Origin of the sequence: Thalassomonas sp. RHCl1 (assembly GCF_947387555.1) — a bacterium.
Taxonomy (GTDB): Bacteria; Pseudomonadota; Gammaproteobacteria; order Enterobacterales; family Alteromonadaceae; genus Thalassomonas.
Genome location: NZ_CANDNZ010000009.1, coordinates 208261 through 228218 on the forward strand (window position 1 = coordinate 208261; position 19958 = coordinate 228218).

At 47.7% G+C, this 19958-nt stretch carries 24 protein-coding genes; 15 read left to right on the top strand and 9 right to left on the bottom strand.

Going from position 1 to position 19958, the window contains the following annotated elements; all coding sequences use genetic code 11:
• Positions 1–11: 11 nt before the first annotated feature.
• Positions 12–1667 (bottom strand): HAMP domain-containing sensor histidine kinase, encoded by a 1656-nt coding sequence (locus QL234_RS22850; protein ID WP_281560078.1) that lies wholly within the window; start codon positions 1665–1667, stop codon positions 12–14.
• A gap of 21 nt (positions 1668–1688) precedes the next feature.
• Positions 1689–2642 (bottom strand): DUF3369 domain-containing protein, encoded by a 954-nt coding sequence (locus QL234_RS22855; RefSeq protein ID WP_281560079.1) that lies wholly within the window; start codon positions 2640–2642, stop codon positions 1689–1691.
• A gap of 269 nt (positions 2643–2911) precedes the next feature.
• Between QL234_RS22855 and QL234_RS22860 the strand changes: the two genes are divergently transcribed.
• The 6 genes from QL234_RS22860 (at position 2912) to QL234_RS22885 (ending at position 7481) form a co-directional block, all read left to right on the top strand.
• Entirely contained in the window at positions 2912–3457 is a 546-nt protein-coding gene (locus tag QL234_RS22860) for a GNAT family protein (protein WP_281560080.1), read from the top strand.
• A gap of 196 nt (positions 3458–3653) precedes the next feature.
• Positions 3654–4175, top strand: coding sequence for a hypothetical protein (locus QL234_RS22865; RefSeq protein ID WP_281560081.1), 522 nt, complete (start codon positions 3654–3656; stop codon positions 4173–4175).
• 270 nt (positions 4176–4445) lie between these two features.
• Positions 4446–4652 (top strand): cold-shock protein, encoded by a 207-nt coding sequence (locus QL234_RS22870; protein ID WP_274050568.1) that lies wholly within the window; start codon positions 4446–4448, stop codon positions 4650–4652.
• A gap of 139 nt (positions 4653–4791) precedes the next feature.
• Positions 4792–5244 (top strand): YaiI/YqxD family protein, encoded by a 453-nt coding sequence (locus QL234_RS22875; protein WP_281560082.1) that lies wholly within the window; start codon positions 4792–4794, stop codon positions 5242–5244.
• A gap of 131 nt (positions 5245–5375) precedes the next feature.
• Positions 5376–6713, top strand: coding sequence for a glycerophosphodiester phosphodiesterase family protein (locus QL234_RS22880; RefSeq protein WP_281560083.1), 1338 nt, complete (start codon positions 5376–5378; stop codon positions 6711–6713).
• Between the two features lie 153 nt (positions 6714–6866).
• Positions 6867–7481, top strand: a complete 615-nt coding sequence (locus QL234_RS22885; RefSeq protein WP_281560084.1) for a PilZ domain-containing protein — start codon at positions 6867–6869, stop codon at positions 7479–7481.
• Between the two features lie 43 nt (positions 7482–7524).
• On the opposite strand, the gene QL234_RS22890 is transcribed toward QL234_RS22885, so the two are convergent.
• The 3 genes from QL234_RS22890 to QL234_RS22900 form a co-directional block, all read right to left on the bottom strand.
• Entirely contained in the window at positions 7525–8691 is a 1167-nt protein-coding gene (locus tag QL234_RS22890) for a methyl-accepting chemotaxis protein (RefSeq protein ID WP_281560085.1), read from the bottom strand.
• Between the two features lie 233 nt (positions 8692–8924).
• A complete protein-coding gene (locus tag QL234_RS22895) occupies positions 8925–9272 on the bottom strand; it encodes an antibiotic biosynthesis monooxygenase (RefSeq protein WP_281560086.1) in 348 nt (115 codons plus the stop codon).
• A 1-nt stretch (position 9273) separates the two neighbouring features.
• Positions 9274–9624, bottom strand: a complete 351-nt coding sequence (locus tag QL234_RS22900; protein WP_281560087.1) for an NIPSNAP family protein — start codon at positions 9622–9624, stop codon at positions 9274–9276.
• Positions 9625–9783: 159 nt separating this feature from the next.
• Here QL234_RS22900 and QL234_RS22905 point away from each other — a divergent pair, with 159 nt between their 5' ends.
• From QL234_RS22905 to QL234_RS22925, 5 genes are all read left to right on the top strand, one after another.
• The gene (locus QL234_RS22905) at positions 9784–10485 is read left to right on the top strand and encodes a winged helix-turn-helix domain-containing protein (RefSeq protein ID WP_281560088.1); all 702 of its coding nucleotides are present in this window, start codon (positions 9784–9786) and stop codon (positions 10483–10485) included.
• Positions 10486–10581: 96 nt separating this feature from the next.
• On the top strand, positions 10582–11160 hold the full coding sequence (locus tag QL234_RS22910) for a TetR/AcrR family transcriptional regulator (protein WP_281560089.1): 579 nt from the start codon (positions 10582–10584) through the stop codon (positions 11158–11160).
• A gap of 171 nt (positions 11161–11331) precedes the next feature.
• Positions 11332–12198, top strand: coding sequence for an alpha/beta hydrolase (locus tag QL234_RS22915; protein WP_281560090.1), 867 nt, complete (start codon positions 11332–11334; stop codon positions 12196–12198).
• Positions 12199–12484: 286 nt separating this feature from the next.
• Positions 12485–13150 carry an SDR family oxidoreductase gene (locus QL234_RS22920; RefSeq protein ID WP_281560091.1) on the top strand — a complete coding sequence of 222 codons (666 nt, stop codon included), beginning with the start codon at positions 12485–12487 and terminating at the stop codon, positions 13148–13150.
• A 25-nt stretch (positions 13151–13175) separates the two neighbouring features.
• A complete protein-coding gene (locus QL234_RS22925) occupies positions 13176–13532 on the top strand; it encodes an MGMT family protein (RefSeq protein ID WP_281560092.1) in 357 nt (118 codons plus the stop codon).
• A 49-nt stretch (positions 13533–13581) separates the two neighbouring features.
• On the opposite strand, the gene QL234_RS22930 is transcribed toward QL234_RS22925, so the two are convergent.
• Positions 13582–14670, bottom strand: coding sequence for a phospholipase A (locus tag QL234_RS22930; protein WP_281560093.1), 1089 nt, complete (start codon positions 14668–14670; stop codon positions 13582–13584).
• Positions 14671–14674: 4 nt separating this feature from the next.
• A complete protein-coding gene (locus QL234_RS22935; protein WP_348650730.1) occupies positions 14675–15463 on the bottom strand; it encodes an SDR family oxidoreductase in 789 nt (262 codons plus the stop codon).
• A 208-nt stretch (positions 15464–15671) separates the two neighbouring features.
• On the opposite strand from QL234_RS22935, the gene QL234_RS22940 reads away from it, so the two are divergent.
• Positions 15672–16457, top strand: coding sequence for an alpha/beta hydrolase (locus QL234_RS22940; RefSeq protein WP_281560094.1), 786 nt, complete (start codon positions 15672–15674; stop codon positions 16455–16457).
• A 232-nt stretch (positions 16458–16689) separates the two neighbouring features.
• Positions 16690–16911 (top strand): hypothetical protein, encoded by a 222-nt coding sequence (locus QL234_RS22945; RefSeq protein ID WP_281560095.1) that lies wholly within the window; start codon positions 16690–16692, stop codon positions 16909–16911.
• A gap of 323 nt (positions 16912–17234) precedes the next feature.
• On the opposite strand, the gene QL234_RS22950 is transcribed toward QL234_RS22945, so the two are convergent.
• Positions 17235–17708, bottom strand: a complete 474-nt coding sequence (locus QL234_RS22950) for an Hsp20 family protein (RefSeq protein WP_281560096.1) — start codon at positions 17706–17708, stop codon at positions 17235–17237.
• 360 nt (positions 17709–18068) lie between these two features.
• Between QL234_RS22950 and QL234_RS22955 the strand changes: the two genes are divergently transcribed.
• A complete protein-coding gene (locus tag QL234_RS22955; protein WP_281560097.1) occupies positions 18069–18566 on the top strand; it encodes a hypothetical protein in 498 nt (165 codons plus the stop codon).
• Positions 18556–19011 (top strand): hypothetical protein, encoded by a 456-nt coding sequence (locus tag QL234_RS22960; protein WP_281560098.1) that lies wholly within the window; start codon positions 18556–18558, stop codon positions 19009–19011. The genes QL234_RS22955 and QL234_RS22960 overlap by 11 nt, the downstream gene beginning before the upstream one ends.
• 166 nt (positions 19012–19177) lie before the next feature.
• Here QL234_RS22960 and QL234_RS22965 read toward each other — a convergent pair whose 3' ends face one another.
• Positions 19178–19666, bottom strand: a complete 489-nt coding sequence (locus QL234_RS22965) for an Hsp20 family protein (protein ID WP_281560099.1) — start codon at positions 19664–19666, stop codon at positions 19178–19180.
• Between the last annotated feature and the right edge of the window lie 292 nt (positions 19667–19958).

Here is a 19958-nt window from a genome sequence, read left to right on the forward strand (position 1 = left end):
GAGCTCAGGCCCTAATCACTGGCCTGAAGCGTCGGAGATTTTAACTGGTAGGGAAAGATAATTTCAAAGCGGGTGCCTTTAGCCGGCTCGGACTCGCAGGTGATTTGTCCTGATAACTTTTGCGTCACCAGGTTATAGACGATATGCATGCCGAGCCCGGTGCCGCCTTTATTACGTTTGGTGGTATAAAAGGGCTCGAAGATATTGTCCCTGATTTTTGTGTCCATGCCCTTGCCGTTATCCGTGATCACCAGGGTGACCCAGCCTTTTTGCTCTTTGGCACTGATATGGATCTGGCCTGTTTGCTCTTTGTCAAAAGCATGAAAAAAGGCGTTGATCACCAAATTGGTAATGATTTGGGCTAAGGCGCCGGGATAGGTTTTACAGTTGATTTTGCTGTCTATATCCACTTTGACCTCTACCTGATAATATTTGTATTTAGGCATGATAGAGTCGACCACATCCTGTACACTTTCCCTGAGTTCCAGGGTACGTATTTCATCATGAGCTTGATCCACGGCAACATGTTTAAAGCTTTTTATTAATGAAGAGACCCGCATCAGGTTGCTAAAAATCATGTCGGTGCTGTGCTGGAAGATGTCTATGGTTTCTATCAGCAGATTCTTGGTGAGGTTATTGTTGTCAGCACTTTCCCGCAACAAGGCTATTTCTTCCTGCAATGTGGTGACTGCCGTTACTCCTACGCCAACCGGGGTATTGATTTCATGGGCGACACCGGCCACCAGGGAGCCCAGAGAAGCCATTTTTTCCGACTCCACCAGCTGATTTTTGGCGGTTTCCATAATTTCCAGTGACTCGGTCAGTTGCTCGTTTTTTGATCTGATGTGTTCGGTTTGCGTATCGACTTCCTTTTCAAGCAGATCAATAAATTGCCGGTTCATTTTATGCCGTAAGCGAAAGTTCAGCATCAGGATCAGCAGCAGGATGATAAAACTTGCTAGCGCCAATATGGTCATCAGGCTATGTTTGCTTGCTGTTGCTTCTACCTGGCGGTTAGTGCGATTTTCCTGTAAAGAATAAAACTCGTTGATATGTGACATTATTCTGGCTTTTGCCGCCAGGTAATCCTGACTGTAAAGATGAGCAAGTGCCGCTTCTCTCTCCGCTGCAAGTTTATAGGGAGTAAGTCGTGACAGAGCATTTTTTACTTCATTAAATGCCATAAATTCAAGCTCCGTCAGCTTATCTGATACTTGTTGTGCCTGCTGCAGCTGGGCAAATTCCTGTTGGGTGAAACCGGCCTGTTTCATCAATTGTTGCAGCGGTATTCGCTGGCCATTGGCAAAAGGGGCTTCGCCCTGTGCCGGCATTAACATATCCCAGTAAACTCTATGATAATTTTCGGGGCGGTCCTGGCGTCCGTTACGAATAGCCAGGATTTGATTAAAAAAATCCAGGTATTTTTCCTTACCGGTAACGGCATAGGTACGGGCCATCAGGGTGAGTTGATCTGAACTTAACCTGAGCTGCTCGGTGAGCAGATAAGAATGATAACGGTTGTTGCTCGCTTGCTGTAATTCCTGTAGGGAAGAATAAGCAAAGTAGGAAAACACCGCCGCCATCAAAGCACAGACGAAAGTCAGGGAATTAAGTTGTACCGTCTTCTTTAAAGTTTTGGAGCGCAGGATATCGTATTGCTCTTGCATGGTTTCCCCCGATGCCTTGCCTTATAGTAGTCCTTTTTCTTTGTGATAACACAGTGCGATATGATGCAGGAAAAGCTCTACTATATTGGCATCTTGATTGTCATTGCGCTCTCTTTCATCCAATACAATCAGGTAGTTGGTTGTGCCGTTGGCAATATATCCGAGAAATTGATTGTTATCTTCGATATAGCCTGTTTCATGGTTAGATAACAAGGGAGAGAATCGCCTGATATCAGTGACCTCACTGAGCTTGCAGCCTTTTTTATTGCTATAACGACCGGAGGCGTAAGTGATCAGGGCTTCATCCGGCTGTTCGTTCGTGTAGCTGGCACAAAAATAACTGCGGGAGTATGTCATTAAATCCATCAACAAGCGGATAACGCCGTTACTGTAGGCTTCCACGGGCCTGAGTTGATAGTGCACCTGGTCGCTGCGGACAATATCCATGAGCTTTTGGCAGGTATCTTCTATGGTGACGATATCGTTATATGCTCTGAGGCAGGAATGCATCAGGGTATTGAGTTTACGGTTGGTTAATTCGCCTTTTTCCTTGTAGTCATTGATATCATACTCGGTCATGATGCGCTCTTCCGGCGCCTCGCCCGGTTGACCCGTACGCAACACTATCCGTACCCTGTGATCGCCTTTAATGCGTCTGATCCAGTTGGCGACTTTGAGGCCGGCATCATCTCTTTCCATAACGACATCCAAGAGGATCACGGCAATGTCATCCCGATCTTGCAGTAAATTGATGGCTTCTTCACCGGAAAAGGCACTTAAGATGTTTAATCCCGCGCCATTAAATGCATATCGACGCAATGCCAGCTTAGTCACCTCGTGAACATCGGGTTCATCATCAACAATCAGTAGGTTATATTTTGCTTTCGGGCTCTGGGGCTTTTCAGCTTGCTTGTCGTCGTCATCATCACCGAAAAGCAAAGCATCACCATCGTTATTTTCATTAGGTTCAACCACGTTTCTCTTCCTGGTAGTTAAGTATGTGTGGGAGCTGACTATGAGGCTGTCGAGTGTAAATACGTTAAGCTAAGTATAGATATGATTTCCTCATATTGATTCACCGGTCATGAATAATTTTCCGCTGGCACTCTGAGTCATTTTGGTCTCCAGCTACGGGAGAGATCAGGGACCATTTATAAAAGAAAATTAACAGGTTAGAATGCAACAACAATGCGGCAAAGACTTTAGGCCGTTGTTTGCCATTTGGAAAATAAGAAGAGATTGAGATGGATATTCATTTAACAAGTTCACGTTTAACTATCCGGGCTTTAGCCCCCTGCGACTTGCATGCTTTTGCGCAATACCGGGCAATGCCTGAAGTCGCCTTGTATCAAAGCTGGAGCCAATACAGTTACCAGAAGGCTTGCCGCTTATATGAGCACATGAGCCAACAGGTATTTGCCACCGTCGGCTACTGGTTTCAATTGGCCCTTATTGAGCAGGACACGCACCGGCTTATTGGCGATCTCGCACTACATTTTGTCGACGAGCAGCAAGTGGAGATAGGTGTTACTGTGGCACCTGAGCATCAGGGGCGGGGGTTGGCTGGAGAAGCTATTGATACCTTGCTCGACTATTTATTTCTGGAGTTAAAAAAACACAGGGTCACGGCGGTTACCGATGCCGACAATCAGGCCTGCGCCCGCTTGCTTAAACGCATTGGTTTCAGGCAAGAAGCGCATTTTGTTGACAATATTTTCTTTAAAGGGGCCTGGGGCAGTGAATATGTTTTTGCCATGCTAGCATCTGACTGGTCTCGTCTTCGCCGTTGAGCTGACTGAAAGTGCAGTAAAGTTGCCGTGAAAATTCGATAAATAAGCTTTTTAGCGCTAACTTTAACTTTGGGGGTCATTTTAGGAGCTTGACTATTTAGCAAGAGCTGGATCTTCGAAAGGGACTTTATTGTTGCTATTAACAGTCCCGGGAGTTTGATTGTTTTTATTGACTTATGCACACGGAGAGATATTTATGAAGTTATTTATTCGGCAAAGTTTTACTCAGGCAGATAAAAGTCAAAGTAATGTTGTTCAGGGAGTGATAGACCTTATTAAAGCGCTATTCCCGCAAACGAATTTTTTAACCGGGGAGCATGCATCCAGCAGCGCTTCCTTTATTGAAAACTTTGAAACCACCACAGGGTTAATTTTTACCCCTAAGGCTTTTCGAAATTATCGTCTGGCCCTGCTAGACGAGGCGGATGCTCTGCTTTTTATCCGCACCTCCATGAGTGAAAGCGGGGCATTTGAACTCTCCTATAATTTACATGCCGATAACCCCAAACCGGTATTTTATGCCCATTGGCGCTATGCCCCGATTAAGACCACCTTGTTAAAGGAGTTAGATCAGGAATTCCCGGTCCGCTATTGTGAATTTGTTCGCGCCAAAGATCTTCGCGAGCATTTTTCAGCTTTTGTCAAAGAGTATCAGCTTTCTGCCGATGGCCCCGGATCCGCACACAAGGACAAGGTGTTAATGACAGAAACCGCTTAGCACCTTGTTGTCCATGTGGGAAGCATGCATGGCGACTGTATTTGTGGGCAAATAAGCCGAAAATGAGCTTCAGCTTATTTGCTTTAATAATTGACATAAACTCCAACTAGTATACAATTCCTCTCGCTTGAAAGTTCGTTTTATATTTATGCACACCATTTCGTTGACTGATTAGTACTTCGTCCTGTTTTTGATAAGTAATAGCAACACTTCTAGGCACATCCGGCTTACTATAAGCCAAAAATTACTCTGAATAAATAGGATACTATTATGTCTACTACTACTGGTACAGTTAAATGGTTCAACGAAGCTAAAGGTTTCGGTTTCATCGAGCAAGAAAACGGTCCTGACGTTTTCGCTCACTTCAACGCTATCGTTGGTGAAGGTTTCAGAACTTTGGCCGAAGGTCAAAAAGTTGAGTTCACTGTAACTGAAGGTCAAAAAGGCCCTCAAGCAGAAAACATCGTTGCCCTTTAATGTTAACGGCACGATTCGCTTGGTGATAAACAGCTAAGCGCATCACATATTGTTAGAGAACTAGCAATATATGAATGAAAAGGTAAGATTTTATATCTTGCCTTTTTTTGTACCTGAAGATCTTGATAAGGAGATGCAAATGAAAATATGGGTTGATGCCGATGCCTGCCCTGTGGTCATTAAAGAAATCCTGTTTAAAGCCGCTGAGCGCACGCAAACGCAACTGACTTTGGTGGCCAACCATTTTATGCGCACGCCGCCCTCTAAGGTGATCAATTTTTTACGGGTCACTGCCGGTTTTGATGTCGCCGATGATGAAATAGTCAAACAAGTCTCTGCGGGGGATCTGGTGATCACTTCAGATATTCCGCTGGCGGCCGAAGTCATAGAAAAACAGGCGTTGGCGTTAAGTCCCCGCGGTGAGCTTTTCAGCGAAGCAAACATTAGGCAAAAGCTTAATATGCGTGACTTTATGGATACCATGCGTGCCAGCGGTGAACAAACCCAGGGACCGCCGCCGTTGAGCCAAAGCGACCGCCAGGCATTTGCCAATCATTTGGATACCTTGCTAAGGCGACATGGTGCTAAGTAATTTATTTTGTAAGAAAAAATCGTAGCCTTTTTTCATAAATCTGCCGCAAAAACTTCATCAATAACGCCTTTAACTGTCATCTGACCAGTTTAATATTAGCTTTTTATTTAACAGTTTAGGTTAATCATTAGATGAAGAGTTTTGCCGTTAATGTCTCCGTTATTTCTCTGGCTTTGGCCCTGTCCGCCTGTAAGGATGAAGAAGTAAAAGTTGTTGAAGTAGACAAGCCCGTGATTGTCGAAAATACCGTCACCCTGGTGGAGCGGGTTGAAGTGCCCGTGCTTGTGCCTTCGGCAGATGAGTCAAATATTCAACTGGGCAGCCGGCCATTTTTCCTGGTGGATACCCTGCCATCGGGAGAGCTGAAAACTAAACTGCAGCAATGCAGTGACGGGCCGTTTTATCGTACCGATTTTTCTATCGGCCACCGTGGTGCCGCCATGCAATACCCGGAGCACACTAAAGAGTCCTATACCGCGGCGGCGAGAATGGGCGCCGGCATTATAGAATGTGATGTCACCTTTACCCAAGATCGGGAGCTGGTGTGCCGCCATTCACAATGTGATTTACACACCACCACCAATATCCTGGCCATGCCTGAAATAGCCGCTTCCTGTACTACCCCCTTTATCGGTGCCGATGTCGAAAACAATGTCCCGGCCCAGGCAAAATGTTGTACCAGTGATATCACCCTGGCCCAGTTTAAGCAGCTTCAGGGGAAAATGGATGCCGCCAACCCTATGGGCACCACAGTCGAAGAATATATGGATGCCACGCCAAGCTGGCGCACCGACTTATATGCCGGCCAAGGCACGCTGATGACTCATGCCGAGAGTATCGAACTTTTTAAAGCGCTCGGGGTTAAAATGACCCCGGAGCTAAAATCACCGAGTGTGACTATGCCGTTTAACGGCTTCAGCCAGCAGGATTATGCCCAGAAAATGCTTGATGAATATAAAGCGGCGGGGGTAGCCCCCGGCGATGTTTATCCCCAGTCCTTTAACCTGGCCGATGTTCAGTACTGGATTGCCAATGAAAGTGAATTTGCCGGGCAGGCGGTGTACCTGGACGGGCGTTATGACGAGGAAAGTTTTGATATCAGCAATAGCGATACCTGGTCGCCGAGCATGGCCGAGCTGGCCGCAGACGGGGTGAAAATTATCGCACCGCCTTTATGGATGCTGGTAACGTTAGACGATGAAAACAACATAGTACCGTCAGCATATGCGACACAGGCGAAAGCGGCCGGGCTGGATATTATCACCTGGACCTTAGAGCGCTCCGGACCGCTGGGTGATGGCGGCGGCTGGTATTATCAAACCATTAATGAGGTGATCAACAATGACGGCCAGCAGCTGGAACTGTTGGATGTGCTGGCGCAGCAGGTGGGGGTTATCGGAGTTTTCGCTGACTGGCCGGGTACGGTCAGTTATTATGCCAGCTGTATGGAAATGCCGCTAAGCCGTTAACCCTTCTGGTTTGAAAATAAAGCGCCGGAGAAAACGAACCGTTTTGCCCGGCGCTGTTTTGCGTTTGTGATATCGGCAAAGGCTGTGATGTTATTAGACCTTGTCTGTTTTTATCTTTATAATCAAAGGTAAAGTTATCTCAGGTAAGCCGCTATGTCAGGAGCAGAGTCAGCATCCGAGCGTGATTCGAAGCTACAACAGTTTAATGAATTTTTCTCGATAGAAAACGAATTTACCGTAAACCTTATTCCCCTGGATGCCGATCAGGTGCCGGATTATAACGCGTTTATGGAAAGGATCCCCTTACCCTTTAAAATTTCCAGCGATATTTCCAGCGTGGACCAGTCGGCGTTAAGACCGCTTCAGGGGTTAAGCGGCGTGGCCAGCCATTTGGTGGAGTTTTTAAACCACCAGGCGCAAAAAATCGATTTATTGGTGGGTTATATCCTCAGCCAGCAGGACGATGAGCAATACCGTTACCAGGGGGTTAAGTTCGGCGGCGGCGGTATTATTTTTGCCGCGAAGGAGCTGTTTGCGCTTCACCAGATGTTGGAAATGAAAATGTTTTTCTTGCAAGATCATTGTGCGGTGTTTTGTTTGGGGGAAATTATCGATGTCGAACGACATCAGGAAATGAATCACTATAAAGTGATTTTTCATTATATCCGGGATGAAGACAGGGAAGTGCTGGTGCGCACCAGCCTACACGAACAATCCAAACAGTTGCAATTACTGGCACAGCAGCGCAATAAGCAATCGGGCAGTTAATCGCGCCCCGGGGATTCTCGCCTGAGGCGCCGCTATCGGCTTTTTAAACGCAAATACGGTTTAAGGTGGTATCCACCACTTGCGAGGTTTGTTGCTGCTCGGTGGCGTGCTTGGCAACCGAGCTTAGTCCTGTGGTGATTGCCCGGCTTAAGTGCACCACGGTCGACATATTCTCATTGACCGAAGCGGTAGACTGTTGCTGCTCTTCGGTGCCGCTGGCAATTTGTGAGGTCAGGTTATCTACCTCGGTAAAGACATTGCCGATTTGCTCCAGGGCCTCGACCACATCGGATGAATGCTCCAGGCTCTCGCGGGTAAGTGCCTGGCCTTTGGCGATGGCATTGACGGCATTGGTGGATTTGCTCTGCAGTCCTTCGACCATGGCTTGAATTTCTACCGTAGACTCCTGGGTCCTGTGGGCCAGGGCCCTGACTTCATCGGCTACCACGGCAAAGCCCCGGCCCTGTTCACCTGCGCGGGCGGCTTCAATAGCGGCATTTAACGCCAGCAAATTGGTCTGCTCGGCAATGCCGCGGATAACATCCAGTACCGTGCCTATGCGTGAGCATTCTTCCTGCAACAAGGCCAGCTCCTGCGCCATGGCATTAACTTCTTCGGCAACCGCCGACATGCTTTGCTGGCTGGTGCTCGACGATGAACTGCCCCGGGCTAATATCGACATCACTTCGCTGCTGGTATGGCTGACTTTGGCGGCGCTTTCCGATAATACCGTTGAGGTGGCGGCCACCTGTTCGATGGATTGCGCCATTTGATCTATCTCCCTGGCAGACTCGTCAACGGCGCCGACAGACTCGCCCATTTGATCCGCCAGCCGGGTTGACCCCTGGCGCAGGGCATCGGATTCGCGGCGAATATCGGCAATCATTTCTGCCAGCTCGGCAATAAAGGCGCTTAAACCGTTGATGATATCTCCCAGGTCATCCGGGACCCTGTCGGTGATGGGTTTTTCCGGCGCCTGATCGGCGCTGATCACTAACTCCAGGTAACTTTTCAGCCGGGTTAAACGTTTGGAGAGAAACTGCTGCGAGTAAAGGTAAGCACTTAACAGCTGCAGGCCAAGCATGATAATAAGTGTCGCTATCAGGGCCAGGTGGCTTAACTCCTGTGCAAAAACACTTAAGGCGAGAATAAAAATTATGCCCACCAGGGCCGGCGGCAAGAGCAGTTTAATGTTTAAACGGTTGAGCATGATAAGTTCCATTCATTGTTATTATTTGTGATGCGATGTAGCTAGCGTTTTTTAAACGGTAAGCTGGCCGCTTATGCTGATTTAATTTTAACCAATAAATTACCTGTAAATGTTCAATATTGCTAATATTTTTTATCGAGAGCACAGCTCTTGGCTGGGAATGTCCGGCGGGGAAACAGGAAGGGTCTGTTGTTGCGCTTCCTGTTATTTTGGGGAAAGGGATTATCAGGGGGTCAGCTATGGTGTATTAAGTGGCTGTCTTCTGGCGATTGAGCCCCGTTATCCATATCGTAATCGCGCAGCACCGAGGCCACCCGGATACGGTAGCTGCTAAAAATACCGCTGCGTCCGGTTTTTTGCGCCTGTCTGTGTGCCAGGGTGTTGCGCCAGGCTTTGACGGCCTGTTCGTCTTGCCAGAACGAGAGCGACAGGTATTTATCCGGGTCCTGTAAACTTTGAAAGCGCTCTACCGAGATAAAGCCGTTGACTTTTTCCAGGTGGGCTTTTAATTTGCCGGCCAGGGTAAAATAATCCTCTTTTGTGCTGCTGTGAAGACAGACTTCAAAGATAACCGCTATCATGTTAATCCTGCTCCTGCTTATCCGTTAACGCCTGCCTGAATAAGGTTTCCGCCACCGGGGTTAAAAAGCTGCGTTTCTCTTCCAGGATAAACCGGCTTTGGCGGGCAAAGGCAAAGTTCTCTTTGCCGCCACTGTCTAGTTTTAACCTGCGGCGGTATTGCTCGTATGCCGCCAGCGAAGCAAAGTTGATCAAGCCGTAGGCGATATTATTGCTGCCTTCGTGGGGCAAAAAGTAACCGAGCAGTTCTCCCTGGCAGGCGGGGATGATTTCTCCCCAGTTCTTGGCGTATTGGTGAAACTCGTCGATTTTTGCGGCATCGAGTTTGTATTCGATAAAACAGGTGATGGTCATTGGCTTTACCTCTTTCGTTTTTCATCTTGGTGTAAATCGGGTTTTAGCGCATGTTATCGCTTTGAAAATGTTATGCTTCGATGCAGGTCGAACTGTTTGAGTCTTTTTTATGGCAAGCTGGGGGAAATTTTAAAATGATGAGAAATGGAGTCTAGCGCTATGCAAGAACCCGATATCGCCACACTTTCGGCAATGATAGCCGAGCCTGCCCGGGCAAAAATGCTGATTGCCTTAATGGCGGGAAAAGCCCTTACCGCAACGGAGTTGGCCCTGGAAGGGGATATCACGGCACAAACCGCCAGTAGCCATCTGGCCAAACTGGTCGCGGCTCAATTGCTGGTGGTGCGCAAGCAGGGGCGGCATAAGTATTTTCAGCTCAGCGGGGCGGATATCGCCCAATTATTGGAAACCTTGTTAAATATTTCGGCGAAAACGGCCCCTTCCCGGGTGAAAACCGGCCCCGCCGATCCTGATTTACGATTGGCCCGGATATGTTATGACCATCTGGCGGGGGAGATGAGCGTCGCTCTGTATGACAGTTTGCTTTGCCGGGGTTATATCAGGGATACCAGCGAGCCACAGCTGACGCTCACGGCGCTGGGGCAGGAATTTTTTCGTGGCTTGGGATTGGAGCTTGAGACCTTAACAAGCAAAAAGCGTCCGCTTTGTAAGTCTTGTCTGGACTGGAGTGAGCGGCGCTTTCATCTGGCGGGTTCACTCGGTCAGTGGATTTTAGCGGACGTGCTTGATAAGGGCTGGGCAGCCAGGGATCCCGACAGCCGGGTGATCCGATTTAATGAGGCCGGTTTAAAACGTTTTAACCACCGTTATCAACTAGGAAAAATGCATTATGCAGGCTGATGACCTCATCTGTTGACGGATTCTACCCTGAGCCATTTTGTTGGCAATTGAATTCATTCGCTTGAAAAAACAACTAACCTGACGTAAGGTAGGTATATGAAAATCGCAAAAGATACCCGAAGTGAAATACTCGATGTTGCCATGGACATGGTGCAGCGCCTGTCTATCAGCGGCGTCAGCTTCCAGGAGCTGGCTAACCGCGTCGGCATTAAAAAAGGCAGCATGTATTATCATTTTGAAAGTAAAGATGATTTATCCGTAGCCCTGATGGACAGGGCTTGTGAGGACCTTAAAGCCAGCTTTGCCCGCGGCAGGGAAAAGTCCCCCAGCCGTCAGCTCAGGTATTTTTTCTCCATCTATGTCCGTTATATCGGCCCGGGGCATAAAATTTGTCCGGGAGGCGCCTTTGCCGCCGAATGGGAGAGCCAGTCTGAGCAAGTACAGCAAAGTGTCAGGCGGGTGATCAGCGTCCAGCAAAAAGGCGTGACCGAGATCATCGAAGCCGGATTAAAACAGGGAGTCTTTACCGGCCACGGGCAAGATGCCAGAGCGCTTGCCTGCTGGGTGCTCTCCAGCCTGCAGGGGGCTGTGCTGATAAGCCGGGTCGAAGAGCAGGCGATGTCTTTTGATGCCTGTATTAAAGTGATTGAAAGCTATTTAAATATTAACGACTAATGGCCCGCTGGCACTGGCTTGGAGGTTAAGCTAGTACCACTGTCGCCTGAAAATTAGCCGTTAGCAGTATCTGAAAAAATTTTGCTCGTTTAACCTACCTGTCGTCAGGTTTGTTTTTGGCACTAAAGCTGAAACTGAGACAAACAAGCAATAGATAAAGAGGAAAATCCCATGAATTTTGCCCTGATGAGTTACCGCATTAAAAACCAGCTGATGAGTTTTATTGCCCCGTCGAGAACCGCTAAAAAGACTTTGGCTGTGTTTATGCGTCCGCGCCGCAGCGAGCCGAAAGCCTGGGAGCTCAAAGCCGAAAACCGGGGAGAGCGTTTTAATCTCAATGAAAACATCAGTGCCATTTACTGGCAGGGGGATGGTGTGACAGACCCCGCTTCGGGTCCGGGGAAAAATTTGTTGCTGATCCATGGCTGGGAGAGCCGGGCGACACAAATGTATGGTTTAGTGCCCCGGCTGCTTGAGCTGGGTTACCGGGTCACGGCACTTGATATGCCGGCACATGGTAAATCGCAGGGGGATATGGCCAATGCCGAGGTTTTTGTGCAAACCCTGTTGCTTGCTCAGGAAAAACTGGGGAAGTTTGATGCCGTTATCGGCCACTCCATGGGGGCGGGCGCGGCAAGCTTAGCTTTATCCCGGGGGCTGGAAACTGATAAGCTGGTGCTGGTCTCGGGCCCTTCTTCGATTGAGAATGTGCTCAGGCGTTTTTCTAAAATTGTTGGCTTAAACCGCAGGGCAACCAATAAGTTTATTGATTTTGCCTCCGAGCTGGTGGGGGTACATCCTGCGGAATTAGATGCCAGCAAACAAAATGTCGGTAACCCTACGCCGACATTGATCGTGCATGATCTCGATGACAGGGAAGTGCCTATCAGCGAATCCCGGCGTTTGTTGCCGGCGTTTGAAAATGCCGAGTTTTTTGAAACCCGGGGATTGGGGCACAGAAAAATTCTTAAATCGCCGCAACTGAACGATAAAATTTATCAATTTCTTGCGATGGCGGCTAAGGGGGCAACGGCCTGAGCATTTTCCTTGGGGTGTTTTTGGGGCTTTATTCACAGCCCCGGTTTGCTTTCATGAGGTTGGGACTCTCTCCAGCCGTAGAGGTAACGGTTATGCCAATGGCTGGCTGTCATCGGCACTAACGTTAGCCGGGGGCGGATAAAGCAACGTTTTTATTCAGGTATCGTTCGCTGCGCCTGATCTTGCTATTTTTTTTAGATAATAAATTTATTGTTATTGGTTGTTGAGTTATCTGCCTCTCACCCCAAAGTAATACTATTCAATCGGCTTTTTAAAGGGAACTCTTATGAACAAAACTGTTGTTATTACCGGTGCCAATCGCGGCATAGGGCTGGCTTTTGCGACCTTATACCAAAAGCAGGGGGCACAGGTATACGCCCTATGCCGAAACAGTTCGGCTGAGCTTGATGCGCTGCAGGTGCAGGTGATTACAGGTGTTGATGTTGCCACGGATCAGGGACTGGACAAGATGGTGGCTGCCCTTAAAGACGTGAATATCGATATCTTACTTTGTAATGCCGGTATATTACGGGATGAGTCTTTAGGTGAGCTTAACTGCACCACGATACGCGAGCAATTTGAAGTTAACGCCCTGGCGCCGCTCAGGGTTGCCGATGCCTTGCTGGCCAATTTGTCTTCCGGCAGTAAAATTGCCATGATCACCTCACGTATGGGCTCCATCGCTGATAACGGCTCGGGGGGACGCTACGGCTATCGTATGTCCAAGGCGGCGTTAAATGCTGCAGCCATGTCTTTGGCGAAAGATTTGGCGGGCAATAATATTGCGGTTGGTATTTATCACCCGGGTTATGTGCAAACCGAGATGGTCAATCATGGCGGTGATATCAGCGCTAATGAATCCGCCAGCCGCTTAGTGGCACTTATTGACGGCTTAACCCTGGCAGAGTCCGGCGTATTTAAACATTCCAACGGCCAGGTATTACCCTGGTAGCGTTTTCTCAAGTAAGGGCTTTGAAATGACGATAAATCCCCACTATGCCCGCATCTGGCAAACGGTGCAATTGATCCCGCCGGGTAAGGTCGCCTGTTATGGCCAGATTGCCGATTTGGCGGGGTTGCCGGGCAGGGCGCGCCTGGTGGGTAAAGCCCTGGGAAAAGTGCCGGAAGCTGGCTGGAAAAACCAGCCTGTGCCCTGGTTCAGGGTGATTAATTCTGCCGGGAAAATTTCTTTTCCTGAAGGTAGCGAGCATTTTATCCGGCAAAAGCAGCTGTTGCAGGAGGAACAGGTGGTGGTGCTGGGCAGCCGCATTAAATTAAAAGAGTTTCAGTGGCAGCCGGACTTGGCTGAGCTGTTATTCCAGCTGGAATTTTAAATGGATTTATCTGGTTTAAGCCGGTGTTTTACCGGCTTTATCTTTAAAGCTAGAGTACGTCCGTTAACGCTATACCCAAACCGAACCTTTGCTGGGAATGGTTATAGTCAATCAGGCTTTCGCCATAGCCGAGGGAGTACTGGGCGTAACCGCGCAGTTTTCCCCAAAGGGGGAAGGTAAAGCCCAATTCCAGCGCACCATGGTGACGGGCAAAGTTTTCCCTGACTTTACTTGTCCATTCATAGTCCGACCATTTGTATACCAGCGCCAGTTCAAAGTGCCCCATATAATCGTTTATATCCGGGTTGTCATCGCCGTCTGAGTCAAACGGATTTTGTTTTTCGCTTTCCGGCAGACGCCACCAGGGGCGAAACGACAGGGCGAAATTGTCTTTTTCATAAAGGAAGTTCAGATAAAGCCGGTTCCAGCTGCGGGATAACAGCTGGGACCTGCCGTTTGACTGGTGTTCCAGTCCCAGGGCAAAACCGGTATTGCCGCCTGCCGGGTGCCAGTTAAGCGGCGCCAGGTAAAAAACTTCCGGCTGGTAATTGGTTTCCCGAAAAGGCTTGGAAATGTTATCGGAATACACCTGCCACCAGGACTGCAGGGTGAAGCCGAAGAACAGCCCGTCATGCTGGATAAACAGGTCCTCCCGGTTCAGGGGCACCTTAATGCTCAACTGAAATTTCGCCTCGGTATTGGTTAAATTTTCTGACCAGGCATCCACTCCCCGATAAACTTCGGTATTGACATTGTCTGTAATACTGGCGGGTAACAGGTAATTCATCTTATGGGGGGTGATCACAAAAGGATCGAAGGCGGTGGTTCTTTCGGCAATCAGGCGGCTGGAAATTATACCGTTAGTCGTGACTGGATCAGTACGGCTGATTTGTGCCAGTTCCGCCTCTTGTGAGTCTTTGCTTGGTTTAGCCGTGATTTCGGCGCTAAGTTCTGGTTTAGGTGCTGCCTTGTCAGTTAAACAGGCTGTGCGTATCTGCTGCGCCGTGGTGTCGGCATCGGCTGACTTTAATGCCGCCAGCAAACAGGCATCGAGCGCCGTTGTTGCAAGGGCCGGCGCCTGGGCTAAGGCTAACCCCAGGCACAACCCGCTGGCTGCGGCTTTATTGGCTAAGGGCATAGGGTTACAAGCATGCAGTACGGCCGCCGTCTACCGGCAGGTTAATGCCTGTGATGTATGCGGCGGCAGGGGAGGCCAAAAAGGCGGCTGCGGCGGCAAATTCTTCCGGACGGGCAAAGCGGCGCAACGGGATTTGGTTTTTCTCGTTTTCTGTTGCCTGCTCCAGTGAAATATCCTGCTTTTTGGCCTTGCCGGCAATGATGGCATCAAGGCGCGCCGTTGCCGTGGCTCCCGGTAAAACATTGTTTACGGTAATGCCAAAGGGACCCAGTTCATTGGCCAGGGTTTTAGACCAGCTGGCGACTGCGCCCCGTATGGTGTTTGATACCCCAAGGCCAGGTATCGGCTGTTTAACTGAGGTCGAGATGACATTGATGATGCGGCCGTAACCTTTTTCTTTCATGCCCGGCATGAGTGCCTGTACCAGCTGATGGTTGCTGATCAGGTGCAGGTTAAAGGCTGCCAGGAAGGCATCGCTGTCTGCATTTGAGGCCGGACCCGGGGCCGGGCCGCCGGTATTGTTGATTAAGATCTCAAAAGCGCCGCTTTGTTCAATATGTCCCCGGATCGCCTGGGAAACTTGTTCCGGCTTGGAAAAGTCGGCCACCAGTACATGATGTACTTGCCCTTGTTCACGGTTAAGCTCTGCCGAGACTTGTTCCAGCGCCTGTTGATCCCGGGAAAACAAGGTAATGCTTGCCCCTAAATTGGCTAATTCAATTGCACAGGCTTTGCCTATGCCCTGACTGCTGCCACATACCAGGGCGCGTTTACCCGTTAAATTAATGTCCATCTGATCCCTTATTATTAGAATGAATTTTATGGTGATAAAACACCTGATCCGTTAGGAGATTTTTACCATATATTGTTGGCCAGTAAAAGCTGCTTGATAAAAAGGGAAAGTTTCATTTGTTTTTAATGGGGGATTTTTACCGTTAACTTTTGACATTTAACGGCAAACTTCGATAATAACCGCCTTTTTAACCGGTAAGCAGAAGTAAATGACAGTGTTGAATTCAAGCAAAGGTGTTTATGTCAGCGGGCAGGGACCGGCGGTGGTGTTATTGCACAGTTCTTTAAGCAGCGCCCGCCAGTGGCAATATTTGGTCAATCTACTTAAATCCGACTTTACCGTGATTAATTTTGATATTTTAGGTTATGGTAAGGCGGAAAAAGTCCATGACGGCGATAACTATGACTTTAATGTTGAAACCGGCCGTATCAGGCAGGTGCTGCAGGAAACAATAGGTGAAGCGCCCTATCATCTGGTGGGTCATTCCTGTGGTGGCGCCATTGCCCTGAAACTGGCGGTTGAAGCGCCGGAGAAATTGTTATCCCTGGCGCTTTTCGAACCTGTTGCCTTTCATCTGTTGCCCAAGGGCAGTGCGCCTCGCCAACAGGCGGATGATTTTAAAACTCAGGTGTTTATCGAGGACACTTATCTGGCGGCGGAAATCTTTACCAATTTCTGGAATAAGCCCGGCTTTTTTAAGTCTTTGCCGAAAAAAATGCAGGACCTGATGGCCGCGGATATCGCGAAGGTGAACCTGGACTTTCAGGGGCTGATCAGTGAATCTTATAGCCTGACGGATTTGTCCGCCATTACCTGCCGGTCGCTGTTAATGCACGGCAGCGAGAGTCCTCAGCTGAGCCGGCACCTGAGCCAGATTATCTCCGGGGCCTTGCCTCAGGTGAGCGAGCAGGCTTTTATCGCCGGGCATATGGCGCCGGTGAGTCACAGCGAGCAGATACATCCTGTGATTGCCGACTTTATCAGGGGCGGTTAATCGGTGCTGGTTAGTTGCTATGCTATCGGCAATGTTATCTTTTTTGTAAGTCATTTCGGCTTGTCTTTATTTAATTTGATTTAAATCAAGTTTTTATTACAAATGTAAACAACCTGTTTACATTTGGAGGGAAATAAATACCATAGCGCACGGTGCAATACGGATGAGGCACTTGTGCTGTTTTGTATTTCTCCCACCAATTGATTAAAACGCTTATATAAGGACAATAAAGATGAAATTAGTTAAAGCTTCTCTAATGACAGCAGCCATGATGTTAGCTGGCGGTACTATTGGCGCGGCCACTGCAGATGCCGCACCGGCCTACTGGTATGTCTATGCCAGTAAAGTTAATGGTTATAGAATTTGTGCCCAATACAGCCCGGGTTCCGGCTGGTACAAAGCCAGTTCAACTGCCTATACCACTTTAGGTGCTTGTAACTACTACGGCAGATAATGAATGTAGGGAAAAGAGTTTCCCTTAATATTTGCTATGGAGAATCCGGGACCTGCTGAAGGTGCCGGATTTTTTTGTTTATGGGCTGGATATTGCTGTTCTATGACATCCATGTCATCACAGCATACCATTCATCCTGAATATTGCTGTTCTATGACATCCATGTCACCACAGCATACCATTCATCCTGAATATTGCTGTTCTATGACATCCATGTCATCACAGCATACCATTCATCCTGAATATAAAAAGCCCGGCATAAGCCGGGCAAAATAAAATCATAAAAAAATATAGTAAGGAAAACTAAGTTGGGAAACCGGATTTTATTCCTCTGAGAGTTTTTCGGCTTTGGCCGTTAATAAACTCTTGCCGTTAATGGCAATCTTTCTCGGCTTTAATGCCTCAGGAATTTCTCTTTCCAAATCTATATGTAATAAACCGTTTTCGATAAAGGCGCCGATGACTTTTACATGGTCACCAAGCTGGAATTTTCGTTCAAAGTTACGGTCGGCGATACCCTGGTACAGGAATTTACGCTCAGCCTGCTCGGTTTTGCTTGCCCCTTTGGTTCCGGTGACGATTAAAGTGTTTTGCCGGGATTCGATATCCAGCTCTTCTTCGGCGAAACCGGCAACGGCCATGGTGATACGGTATTGGTCGTCAGCGAGTAATTCAACATTATATGGAGGATAACCGGATTGTTTTTCGGTTCTGGAAGCTTTGTCGATTAAACTGGCTAAGTGATCGAAACCAATGAATGAACGGTAAAGTGGGCTGAAATCTTGTGGTGTACGCATAATTCATATCCTATTAATAAGTTAGCAATATGTTAGTTTCCAATAAGCAGATGGGGTCGCAGTCAACTAGCGGGTTATTGCCAACTCAGGTTGCGAAATTACCGGCTAAAGCGACTTACGGCTTTTGGATAAAGGTGCCTTTCACTCGGAACAGGCGGTTAATTGAGTCCCTTTACGGCGACTACATTTAACTAGATGGGACCGATAGCACCTTTTTCAAGAAGAAAATGAAAAAAATTTTGATGTTTTTATTGCTCTTTTAGTTAAGGGGTTGAATTTTCTCTTGTTTTTAAGGGGGGGAAAAGCATTGCGATTTATTTGCTAAAATAAAAACAGCATAGAGTACCTGGTCACTACAAGATGAAAGTCCTATTTTTACTCTTTTTTTTGATAAGCGGTTATTGTCTTGCTTTATCCCCCAAGGAGCTTAGCTGCTTTCAGGGCCATGACTGTTTTAACCGGCAGGTGACTTTTCTTGCCCAGGTGGAAGATGAAATCTATCAGTCGTTGAATAAACAGTTATTTCCTGATCTTTTCCGTTATGACGCTACTGCCGTTTCTTTTTGTGATCAGGAAAACAAGCATTGTATTAAACCGGCGATTTTTCTCTATCAGCAGTTGGATACCGGAGAAAAATTTTTGATTAGCGGTGACTTTAATGCTGAGGGACGCCAGACCCTCTATGTGTTAAATCCACAATGGCAAAAAGAGCGGCTCTATCATGTAACCGGCGCTTTTTTTGCCGGTTACCGGTTGACGGATGCCGGTATGCAAATGCGCTATTTACGTTGCTCCAGGCACGCCTGCCGGGAAAAAATGAAAAAGATAGCGATGAAAGCCGTCAGTCATGAATACTGAAACCTGTACCTTGTCGGTAGCGCAACTAAAGCAACTTATTGACTTGTTATGCAAAGAAAAAATTACCTGGGAAATACGTCACGGCCAATATGATGTCAGCGAGTCCGTGATGGCAATAAATGCTTTTCAATCGGTATGCCATGCTATTGATGCAGCGGATATCGACACCTATATGCAGCAGCTCAGGGAGCAGGTTGCTGCGCACCAGTATAATCTTAGCCCTGAAATGGCCGGCAGTTATAGCGGCGGCAGGGGAACCTGGGGCAGCTGCTTGTCATCGGTGGAATCTTTGCTCAATGAAAAGCTGAGTTTCCAGCGGTTAAAATGGCGCTTGAGACGGGATATTGTCCTGATAAAAACCGGGGTGTTTGGTATATGGAGCAATTGGCGCTTGTGGCTGGTGATCAGTTGCTTACTCACCCTGGCCTGGCTGGCTATTGTTTAAGGAGCAAATTTATACGTCAAGGCCTGGTGAGCAGAGCATTTTTCGCCCGGGAATATAAGCGATGAGGTTTTTAGCCATGGCTATAAAAAAGCCCGGCGATTGCCGGGCAAAATAAAACCATAAAACTATAGAAAGGAAAACTTAGTTGGGAAACCGGGTGTTAGCCTTAAGCAAGCTTATCGGCTTTGGCATTTAAGATACTTTTGCCGTTAATGGCAATTTTTCTTGGCTTTAACGCCTCGGGAATTTCTCTTTCTAAATCTATATGTAATAAGCCGTGTTCGATAAAGGCGCCGACAACTTTGACATGGTCGCCGAGCTGGAATTTACGCTCAAAGTTACGGTCGGCAATTCCCTGATGCAAAAACTTGCGCTCTGCCTTAGTTTTCTCTGCGGCATGACTTTTATTAGTCGTTGCGCTTTTGGTGCCGCTGACAACTAAGGTGTTTTGTTTGGACTCTATATCAAGTTCATCTTCGGCGAAACCGGCAACCGCCATGGTAATACGGTATTGATCATCCGTCAGAGATTCAATGTTATACGGGGGATAACTGGGTTGCTTTTCGGTTTTGGCTGCTTTGTCGATTAAATTGGCTAAGTGATCGAAACCGATGAATGAACGATAAAGTGGGCTGAAATCTTGTGCTGTACGCATAATTCATATCCTATTAATAAGTTAGCAATATGTTAGTGTCCAATAAGCAGATCGGTGCGCGGTTAACTAGCGGGTGATTTCCAACTCAGGTTGCGAAATTACCGGCTAAAGCGACTTACGGCTTTTGGATAAAAGTGCCTTTCACTCGGAACAGGCGGCTAATGAGTCCCTTTACGGCGACTACAATAACTAGATGGGATCGTCTGGTTATTTTTCAAGAAAATATTTGAAAAAAAACTTCAGTTTTTATTTTGTCTTGGTTTAACTTTTTGAATTTATACGTAAAATTAAT